The organism is Pseudomonas protegens (assembly GCF_003732485.1).
Lineage (GTDB): Bacteria > Pseudomonadota > Gammaproteobacteria > Pseudomonadales > Pseudomonadaceae > Aquipseudomonas > Aquipseudomonas protegens_B.
The window spans coordinates 26037-35372 of the sequence record NZ_MOAK01000079.1; the positions used below are offsets into that span (position 1 = coordinate 26037).

Genomic DNA, 9336 nt, shown 5'->3' on the forward strand with positions numbered 1-9336 from the left:
GGTGCCGTCCACATGGACCACCGCCGGAACCCGGCTGCGGGCCTCGGGGCGCGCCCGGGCGGTGAGCACCATGTAGTTGTAGGCCGAGTAGTCGTCGGTCTTGGCCCCTTCATCGAGCTCAAACAGGCGGTGGGCTTCTTCCAGGGTGACCATGGGCGCCAGCGGCCGGATCTTCTCCCGGAACTTCACTTTCGAGTTGAGCAATTCCAGGGTGTTGGGATTGCACGGGTTGGCCAGGATGCTGCGATTGCCCAAGGCCCGCGGACCGGTTTCCGCCGGCCCCTGGAACACCCCGATCACCGCGTTGTTGCACACCAGGCTGGCCATGAAGCGCGCCACCTCGGCCAGGGAGTCCGCCTGGTTCAGGGAGCCGATCTTGCGGGCCTCGACCCCCTGTTCCTCGACCACCGCACGCTGGATCTGCGCGGTGGTCGGGGCCAGGCCACACAGGTACGGGCTGGCGAAATCGTTGCGCGCCGCGGCGCCATTGCGCATGGCGAACTGTAGCGCCGCGCCCAGGGCCACACCGCAGTCGCTGGGGATCGGTGGCACCCAGATCTTCAGGCACTGGTCCTGGCCCAGGTAGCGCTTGAAGTAGTCCCGATCGAAGTGCTGGACCAGGTGCATGTTGGCAATGCAATTGAGCGCCGTGCCGCCGGTGAGCACCAGCTTGTGGGCGCCGGTCTTGCGAATCAGGTGGTCGACGATATGGAACAGCGCGTCCTCGAACACCAGTTGCAGGGCCTGGGCCTTGTCGACCCGATCCTGGGTGATGTCCGAATGCTCGATGTCATCGACGCTGAGCACGCTGTCCGGGTTCCACATGTCCCCCGGAGCGATGGGCGCGCCGAGGATGTCGATCAACGGCTGGCCATAGGGTTCGGTGTGGCTCTTGATGTGCCAGTTGACCATGGTCCGGTTGACGTGGATGTTGCCTTCCTCGGCGAAATACAGGATCTGCCGCAGGCGCTTGTAATAGGGATTGGTCAGGCGGCTGGCATTGCCCCAGGCGGCGGCCCCCATGTAGCGCCCTTCGGAGCTGAGGAAACTCCAGCCGCCCTGGGTCGAGCTGATATAGCCGTACAGGTAGCCCAGGGAGTCGATGGTGCTCTGGTTCTGCCGGTGACAGATGACCTGGCCGTCGCGGACTTCGTACAGCGAAATGGCGCCGTTGTCGCCGGTGCCGTCGAGCACCGTGAGTATCACCGGCTCAGGCTCCCGGGCGAACGGCGACAAGGCGTAGGCCAGGTAGGCGTGGTTGTTGTGGTGATGCATGCCGATCAGCGGCTGGGTGGTTTCCAGGCCCAGGCTCTGGGAGATCCGCTTGGGCGCCCCCAGGCCCTTGACCAGGTGGCTGAGGTTGAAGTTCGGGTCGTGCCGCGGGTTGAGCAGGGTCAGGCTGCTGGGGGCATGCTCGAAGATGATTTTCAGGTCGAAGCCCAGGGCGCGGATGTAGTCCCAGCTGCCCAGAATGCAGAAGATGTCCTGCGCACTGATCTTGCGGCTGGCCATGATCAGGCGGATCTCCGCCAGGCTGTGTTCGGGAAACTTGTTGGAGTGCTTTTCCGCGCTGAAGCGCTCCTCCTCGTTGTTGGCGATGATGTGGATGCCATCCTTGGCACTGACCTTGATCAGGGCCACGCCGGTGTTGTGCCCGAAGGGGCCGACCCCCAGCAGGTACAGGCTCTCGCCCTGGGCCAGACGCCGGGCGAACTCCGCTCCGCGCTCCTGGGCGAAGGCGCTTTCACCGCTGTAGAAATGCTGACGTCGACCCAACTTCTCGTAGACAAAGTCGGTCACGCGCTTGACCCACTCGGGCAGGCGCTTGAGCTTCGGCCCGTAGGTTCCATATACCGTGGTCATGTCGACACTCTCCTGAGATAAACCTCGAACCCATCCTGGGTTCAGTTCCGGTAGCGATCTTCGGCGGCCCGGACTGCCGCACTGGTGATGATGTCCAGATTGCCCGCATAGGCCGGCAAGTAATCCCCTGCCCCCCTGGCCCGGACCATGGTCACCACTTTGCCGTCGATCAGGCTGGGCTCCATGATCAGCGAGTAGCCGGGCATGTACTGGCGCACCTGATCGAGCATCACGCGGACACTGTGCCGCAGCTCAGCCATGTCCGGCTTGTCTATCAGGGCGAAGATCGTGGTCTGCATGTCCACCGGCGGATCGGCCGGATTGATGTTGAGGATCGACTTGACGCTCGGGGCGCCGGAGAAATGCTTGAGGGCCTTCTCCGTGGTGCACAGGTACTCGTTCACATTCAGCCGGGTTGCGGCACCGGCACTGCGGGCGGAAATCGACGACACCGCCTCCACGTAGTTCAGGTGCTGCCCGGTGCGCCGCAGCGCGTGCACGATCGGCAGAGAGGCCTGGCCACCGCAGGTCACCATGTTGAGGTTCTCCACATCCCGCAACGTGCTCGAATTGATCGTGGGCACACACCAGACGCCGGTATCCGCCGGGGTCAGGTTGATCAGCAACTTGCCTCGTCCCTCCAACACTTGGGCATGTTGCAGATGGGCCTGGGCACTGCTGGCATCGAACACCACATCAACTTCATCCAGATGTTCAACTAACTTATCAATACCGCGATGATCGCAACACACTCCCAGTTTCGCCGCATATTCCAGCCCCGCCGAGTGTTCATTGCGCCCAATAAAATAATCACATTGCAAATAAGTGCTGCGCATGACCTTCAACAGAAGATCACAGCCAATATTTCCGCTGCCTAATATCGCGACTCTAAGTACCATAAAGCGCTCTCCTTGCTTATGGGAAGTCCGTTGAATTCACAGCGCCTTGGCCAGATTCATCGCAACTTCAATAATCAGGTCTTCCTGACCTGCCACTACTCTTCTTTTCCCCAGCACGCGATATATATCCACCGCTTCGACACCATGTTGCTGTGCCGCCTTCAACACTGGTTTTTCAAAACCCGAGAACACCCCGTACAAGCCGCTGACGATGTTCATGGCACTGATATGGGGCTGAGCGCTCTTGATCCGGTCGGTGGTCTGCTCCGAGGCGGCGATCATGGCAAAGGCCCGGGCCTCGTCCACCAGACCGAGCTTCATCAGCGCCGCGCCCAATACTTCCAGGGGGGTATTGCCGGCACCGGCGCCGAGGCCATTGATGGTGCCATCGAGCAACCGCGCACCGGCCCTGGCAGCGCTCAGGCTGTTGGCCACCGCCAGCCCCAGGTTGTTGTGCCCGTGAAAACCTATGGGCACCGGCAACTCCTGGGCCAGCAGCGAGACTTTTTCAAAGGCGTCCTGTTCCATGTAGGCCCCGGCGGAATCCATCAGCACAATGGCGTCGGCACCGTAACCGACCTGCAGTCGGGCCTGTTCCAGCAGGGTTCGGGCACTGGCCATGTGGGTCATCATCAGCACGCCCTGGGCCTCGGCGCCCCGTGACTTGACGAATTCGATGTAGCGCGCGGTGGTATCGGCCTCGGTGCAATGGCAGGCGATGCGCAACACATCCACGCCCTGCTCGATGGCCATGTGCAGATGATCGATCTTGGCAAACCCGGGAATCGCGTGAATCCCCAGGCGGGTCTGGTGCAAGGCTTCACGGGCGGTGCTCAACATCGCTTCATCACTGTGGGGAGCCAGCCCCAACTGCAGGGATGAGGCCCCCAGACCGTTGCCATGGCCGACCTCCACGCAATAGAGCCCGCAGGCATCCACCGCGCGGCAATAGGCACTGATGTCCTCCAGGCCAAGGCGGTGCCCGAGCGCATGATTACCGTCCCGCAGTGTCGGGTCGTAAAGTTCAACTTTCGTCATGTCAGCAATCCCTTGCGACCCCCGAAACAGGGGTACTTAATTACTCTGCCCTACCCTTCACTTCCTTGAAGGGTTTATCGAGCCCGGGCATGAACAAACAATCCAGCCCCGGCCTCCAGTGCATTAACAATCTGGTTAAAACTCTAACTTCCCTGGTAACAGGCAGCCTGACCAGTTCTACAAAATTCCGTGTAGAACGATATCTGTCCGGCAACTTTTTCAACGATTGATCTGCGATCCTTATCGATACTTCCATAGCCTTTCAGAGGCTGTCAACCGCACTAGTTTCGCTCTAAGAAACCGTAATATTTTTTAAGAAAGAAAATCACTCAAGAAAAAAAACCATCTCGACGCCCTCGCTTTATCCACCATTCCCCCGCATCGACTGGCCCATGAGCACCTTTGCCAACAGCTGCGGCGAGGGCAATTTACGGCGAATTTCAACAGCGAAAAAAATCTCGACGGGAACTATCCAGACATTATTTGTTTTTTAAATTTGACGCCTGCCAAGGGGGTAACTAGCGTCCTTCGGTCGCTGTCACCTTCACTCCAAAAACAGCGTATTGCCGTGCTCAGGCATAAAAAAACCCCGCCGTAGCGGGGTCAAAACGAGAGGAGCTATAACGGATGAGAAAGAGCTCTACCTGGATGTTGCAACAGCCTTAGAACACGTACTGCACTCGAGCCACCAGGGCATCACCGCTGTCATCGCCAACGTTGTTGGTGATCTTGTCGGTGCTGACCTTGATGTAGTTGGCGGAAATCTTGATCGCCTCGTTGGCGTACCAGTTGACCCCTATGGTGTTCATGTTGGCCTTGGCATCGCCGACTTCACGGGTAGCGGTGGCGGCGACGATGTTCTTGTCATCGACCTTGATGTTGTCGTAGCGGTAGAACACTTCCCAGGCACCGTACTGCTTGTTCTCGGGCTTGATGGTGTCGAACTTGGCGCCATCGAGTTTGTAGACCCGGGATTCGCCGGTCAGGGTGTAGGCCAGTTGGCCGTAGAAACCGCTGGCCTTGACGTCCTTGTAGGCGTTGCTGTCGGCTTTGAGCTTGCGAGTCAGGTATTCCGCCTGGGCCGAGAACGGGCCGCTGGCGAAGGCGAACTCACCGCCGAACACTCGGTCATTGTCATAAGCGCCTGCTGCCGTCAGGTTCGAGGCATTCAGGCCGGCGCCGCCGCCAAAGGTGGCACGGTTGCCGTTGGTACCGGCATCGTTGCCGCCGTTGGTGGCAATGCCACGCACGCCCAGGCGAGGACGAATCCGCGAGTCGAAGGCGGTGTCGCCCAGATCGCGGCTGGCGAAGTCCAGGCCGAAGTGCAGGACGTTGCCGGTTTCATGCAGCGGTGCAAACACGGCACGGGCGTTGAACTGCTTGACGCTGTCGCCATCGCTGTCGTTGATGTCCTTGGCCGAGACGCTGCCGGACAGGTAAGCCATGTCGGCCACCACCGAGCTGACCTGCAGCCCCATGCCGTTCTCGTGGGAGTTGATCCAGTCGGCCAGCTCGTAGGCGGCGTTACGCTCCATGGAGGTGACCCACTTGGAGCTGGTGGCCTTCTCCAGACCGAAGTCGGCGTCGAAACGACCGGCGCGAATGGTCACCGGCTTGAAGCCCACATAAGAGATGGACGCCTCGTCGAAGTAACCGTCATCGGCGGTCCCCGAGTTGTGGGAGAAGTCGTAGCTGATCTGGTATTTCCAATCCTTGTAGGCGGTGCCGCCCAATTCCAGATAGGCGCGGCGGAAGTAGGCGCCGTCGCCGGTGTCACCATTCTTGGTGTAGAACCCGTCGAAACGGCCATAGTCGGCTTGCAGACGACCGCCCAGCTTGAAGCTGAATGCGGAGTCGGTGGTAGCAACCTCAAGGCCGCCCTTGGTTTTGACTACGATATCGGCGCCGTCGGTGGTGACGGTGCCAGCGAAAGCCTGGGCGGTCACTGCCAGGGCCAGGGCGCTGGCGGCAAAACCGGCGAAGTGCTTACGGATCATCGAAGAGTTCCCCTAATTGGTGGTCTGTAGCGTTGGAAAACACGCGGGGTTGGCCCGCTGGTGTTGGGTGGGAATCTTGGCGATGGGTTATTTCAGCCGGGTTGCTGCCAGATAAAGATTTGATTACAGGGGAACTTTTTTACTTCGAAATGAAATAAGGAAAAAATCCCGTGCTAGAGCGTTTTCGCCAGGGTTTGCAGGGGAATGGGGGGACATTGCGGCACTGTCACCTTCGATCGGATGACAGATTGATAGCAGCTGCGGATGCACGGCGGCATCCGCATGGAGGGGGACGGTCAGAGGTCGCGCTTGTTCTCGGCAGCCAGGCGTTCGGCCAGTTCGTCCAGGCCTTCCAGAGGCGGCTCGGGGAGCACCCGCAACGTGGCCTGGAGCAGGCGCATCTGACGAATGAAACGCCGGCAATTGGGGCAGAACAGCAGATGATGGCGAACCATCAGGCGTTCGCGAAAACTCAGCTGGCCATCCAGGTAGTCGCTGGAACGTGCCACTTGTTCCTTACAGGTCAGCATTGGCCGGTTTCCTCAAAATGCTCCACGGTGGCGAAGACTTTCAAGCGCGCCCGGTGCAACAGCACCCGGACATTGGAGAGCGTAAGCCCGAGAAGATTACAGATCTCTTCCAGCTCCAGGCCCTGGCGCTCGCGCAGCTGCAGGACACTGCTTTGCAGTTCCGACAGGCTGAGCAGCGTGTGCTCCAGGCACTCGCGCAGCTCGGATTCGGTCAACAGGGCTTCGGGAGTGTCTTCGTGCCAGGCAAAGGGCGCCACCAGCCAGTGGCCGTCGGAAGAGGAGAAGCGCTCGTCGCCCACGGTGCCGTGGGGGGCTGGCAAATCATCCATCAGCACTTCCCGACGATTCTGTTTGTAGCGGCCCTTGGCGGCGTTGGCGGTGATGGTCAGCAGCCAGGTCTTGAGGCTGGAACGCCCCTGGAACCCTGACAGATTGCGCACCACCGACAGCCAGGCGTCCTGCACCACTTCATCGGCGTGGCGGTTGCCGACAATGGCGTACGCCACGGCGCGCATGGCGCTCTGGTAAGTGCTCACCAGTTCCTTGTAAGCCCTTTGTTCGCCCGCCAAAAGGCGTTCTAGCAGTTGCGTGTCATCAGCAGCGGCCATTCATGCCTCGTTCATCATGCGGGTTTGAATGGGGTGTGACGCGCCAACCAGGCCTCGCGCCACACCTCGACTCAGCCTAGATCAACGCTTGCGCAGCAGTACGCTACCGATGGAATAACCCGCACCGAAGGAACTGAGCACCGCCAGGGCGCCGCTGGCCAGATCGTCCTGGTACTTGTGGAAAGCAATCACCGAGCCCGCCGAACTGGTATTGGCGTAAGTGTCGAGAATCACCGGCGCCTCTTCCACCGTGGCTTCGCGGCCCAGGAGTTTCTTGACGATCAGGTGGTTCATGCTGAGGTTGGCCTGGTGCAGCCAGAAGCGCTTCACGTCGCCGACATTGAGCTGGTTTTCTTCCAGGTGGGCCGCGATCAGTTCGGCCACCATCGGGCATACGTCACGGAACACCTTGCGGCCTTCCTGGACGAACAGCTTGTCCCGGGTGCCTATGCCCTCTTCCGCCGCGCGGTTGAGGAAGCCGAAGTTGTTGCGGATGTTGTTGGAGAACTGGGTCAGCAGCTTGGTGCTGACGATCTCGAACTGGTGCTCGGAGGTAGCCAGGTCGGCCCGCTCGACGATCACCGCGGTGGCGGCGTCGCCGAAGATGAAGTGGCTGTCGCGGTCACGGAAGTTCAGGTGCCCGGTGCAGACTTCCGGGTTGACCATCAGGATCGCCCGGGCCTGGCCCAGTTGCACGCTGTTGCAGGCCGCCTGGATGCCGAAGGTCGCCGAAGAACAGGCCACGTTCATATCAAAACCGAAGCCCTGGATGCCCAGGGCGGCCTGGACTTCGATGGCGATGGCCGGATAGGCACGCTGCAGGTTGGAACAGGCGACGATCACCCCGTCGATGTCGGCGGCGGTCTTGCCGGCCCGTTGCAGGGCCTGTTCGGCGGCGGCGACCGCCATCTGGCAGAGCACCGACCACTCGTCGTTGGAGCGTTCCGGCAGGCGCGGGGCCATGCGTTGCGGGTCGAGAATGCCGTCCTTGTCCATGACGAAGCGGCTCTTGATCCCCGAGGCTTTTTCGATGAAAGCCGCGTTGGATTCCGTCAGGGCCTGCACTTCACCGCGCTCGATGGCGGCAGCGTTGTCGCTATTGAACTGGTGGACATAGGTATTGAAAGACTCCACCAGCTCTTCGTTGGAAATGCTGTTGGCCGGGGTAAACAGGCCGGTGCCGCTGATGACGACGTTATGCACGGTCGTTCCTCTAGTGTGATGAGGCAGAAGGTCTTGGCACCGCCGTGCCAAACCATAAAGGGACTGCCCCGCTGGTGGGAGCCTTCCTGGCATCGCTTAATTCCGATCCGCCCGCTTGTCTGGGGTACAGAACAACAGGGCCGGTATTTATGACGGCGGAGTTTGCCATAACCACCGGCATTTCGCCGCAATTGCAGCATGCCCGGTAGGCGCCGGCTTGCCGGCGAATCGGGCCTTGAGCCTTGCATCGCTCTGGATGGCGCCTTCGCTGGCAAGCCAGCTCCTACGGGGGGGCTCAGGCTTCGACCTGGCTCCATTGCTTGCTCAGGCGCTTGTCGGAAATCGGCACCTTGGTCCCCAATTGCTGGGCAAACAAGGACACCCGGTATTCCTCCAGCCACCAGCGATACAGCTCCAGTTGCGGGTCGCGCTTGCCTTCCTGGGCATGCTTCTGCGCCCGGGTCTGGTACTGGTTCCACAGGCCCGTGAGTTCACTGCTCCAGACCCGGTCCTTCTGCACCTGGCTGCCGAGCTTCTCGAAGCGCAGTTCCACCGCCTTGAGGTAGCGTGGCACTTCCTTGAGCCACAAGGCCGGGGTTTCTCGGACGAAGCCCGGGTACACCAGATGCGCCAGCTGAGACTTGATGTCGTTGAGGGCCACGGCCTGGGCCAGGTCGATCTTGCCCTTGAAGCGTTTTTGCAGGCCATGCCAGAGCTTGAGAATCTCCAGGGTCAGGCGCGCCAGGCGCTCGGCATGCTCGGTCCAGGCACCGCGCTTGCGCTCGGCCAGGGACGCCAGGCCCGCGCCATCCCGAGGCAGCGTGGCTTCGCCGTCGAGGATGCAGCTGTCGAGGCTGGCCAGGAGGATGTCTTCCACCAGGGCATCGACCCGGCCCAGCTCGCGGTACAGCAGGCCCAGTTCGGTGAGCCCCGGCAGCTTGCCGCGCAGGAACTTGGCCGGCTCCGCCAGTTGTTGCAGGAGCAGGCGCTGCAAGGCCCGGCGGTGCTGGAACTCAGCCTCGGCGGCGGTGGAGAAGCGCCCTTCCTTGACGGTCCCGGCCTCCTCGACCAGCGCCGGATACACCGTCATCGACAACCCGGCGATCTTCTGCTGGGTCTTTTCTGCGACCGCGGCGAACACCTTGGCTTCCACCGGCTGCTGGCCCTTGGCGGTCTGCGGCACCGCCAGGGCAGCCTG

Annotated in this window: 8 protein-coding genes; all 8 read right to left on the bottom strand. The window is 61.1% G+C overall.

What is annotated here, in order from left to right:
• A partial coding sequence (locus BLX41_RS20890; RefSeq protein WP_123726419.1) for a carbamoyltransferase C-terminal domain-containing protein occupies positions 1–1863 on the bottom strand: 1863 nt, incomplete at its 3' end.
• A 41-nt stretch (positions 1864–1904) separates the two neighbouring features.
• The gene (locus BLX41_RS20895; RefSeq protein WP_123726420.1) at positions 1905–2762 is read right to left on the bottom strand and encodes an acetaldehyde dehydrogenase (acetylating); all 858 of its coding nucleotides are present in this window, start codon (positions 2760–2762) and stop codon (positions 1905–1907) included.
• Between the two features lie 36 nt (positions 2763–2798).
• A complete protein-coding gene (gene dmpG / locus BLX41_RS20900; RefSeq protein WP_123726421.1) occupies positions 2799–3800 on the bottom strand; it encodes a 4-hydroxy-2-oxovalerate aldolase in 1002 nt (333 codons plus the stop codon).
• 662 nt (positions 3801–4462) lie between these two features.
• Positions 4463–5797: an OprO/OprP family phosphate-selective porin gene (locus BLX41_RS20905; RefSeq protein ID WP_123726422.1), complete on the bottom strand. Its 1335-nt coding sequence runs from the start codon at positions 5795–5797 to the stop codon at positions 4463–4465.
• Positions 5798–6093: 296 nt separating this feature from the next.
• The gene (locus BLX41_RS20910; protein ID WP_123726423.1) at positions 6094–6327 is read right to left on the bottom strand and encodes an anti-sigma factor family protein; all 234 of its coding nucleotides are present in this window, start codon (positions 6325–6327) and stop codon (positions 6094–6096) included.
• Positions 6321–6935, bottom strand: coding sequence for an RNA polymerase sigma factor (locus BLX41_RS20915; RefSeq protein ID WP_123726424.1), 615 nt, complete (start codon positions 6933–6935; stop codon positions 6321–6323). The genes BLX41_RS20910 and BLX41_RS20915 overlap by 7 nt, the downstream gene beginning before the upstream one ends.
• An 81-nt stretch (positions 6936–7016) precedes the next feature.
• Positions 7017–8138, bottom strand: a complete 1122-nt coding sequence (locus tag BLX41_RS20920; protein WP_123726425.1) for a beta-ketoacyl-ACP synthase III — start codon at positions 8136–8138, stop codon at positions 7017–7019.
• A gap of 295 nt (positions 8139–8433) precedes the next feature.
• Positions 8434–9336: DUF3418 domain-containing protein (locus BLX41_RS35870; protein ID WP_259745050.1), on the bottom strand; the 903-nt coding region annotated here is incomplete at its 5' end.

Coding starts and splice junctions, on each gene's coding strand:
- BLX41_RS20895 (WP_123726420.1), bottom strand. CDS start 2,762: ATGGTACTTAGAGTCGCGATATTAGGCAGCGGAAATATTGGCTGTGAT.
- dmpG (WP_123726421.1), bottom strand. CDS start 3,800: ATGACGAAAGTTGAACTTTACGACCCGACACTGCGGGACGGTAATCAT.
- BLX41_RS20905 (WP_123726422.1), bottom strand. CDS start 5,797: ATGATCCGTAAGCACTTCGCCGGTTTTGCCGCCAGCGCCCTGGCCCTG.
- BLX41_RS20910 (WP_123726423.1), bottom strand. CDS start 6,327: ATGCTGACCTGTAAGGAACAAGTGGCACGTTCCAGCGACTACCTGGAT.
- BLX41_RS20915 (WP_123726424.1), bottom strand. CDS start 6,935: ATGGCCGCTGCTGATGACACGCAACTGCTAGAACGCCTTTTGGCGGGC.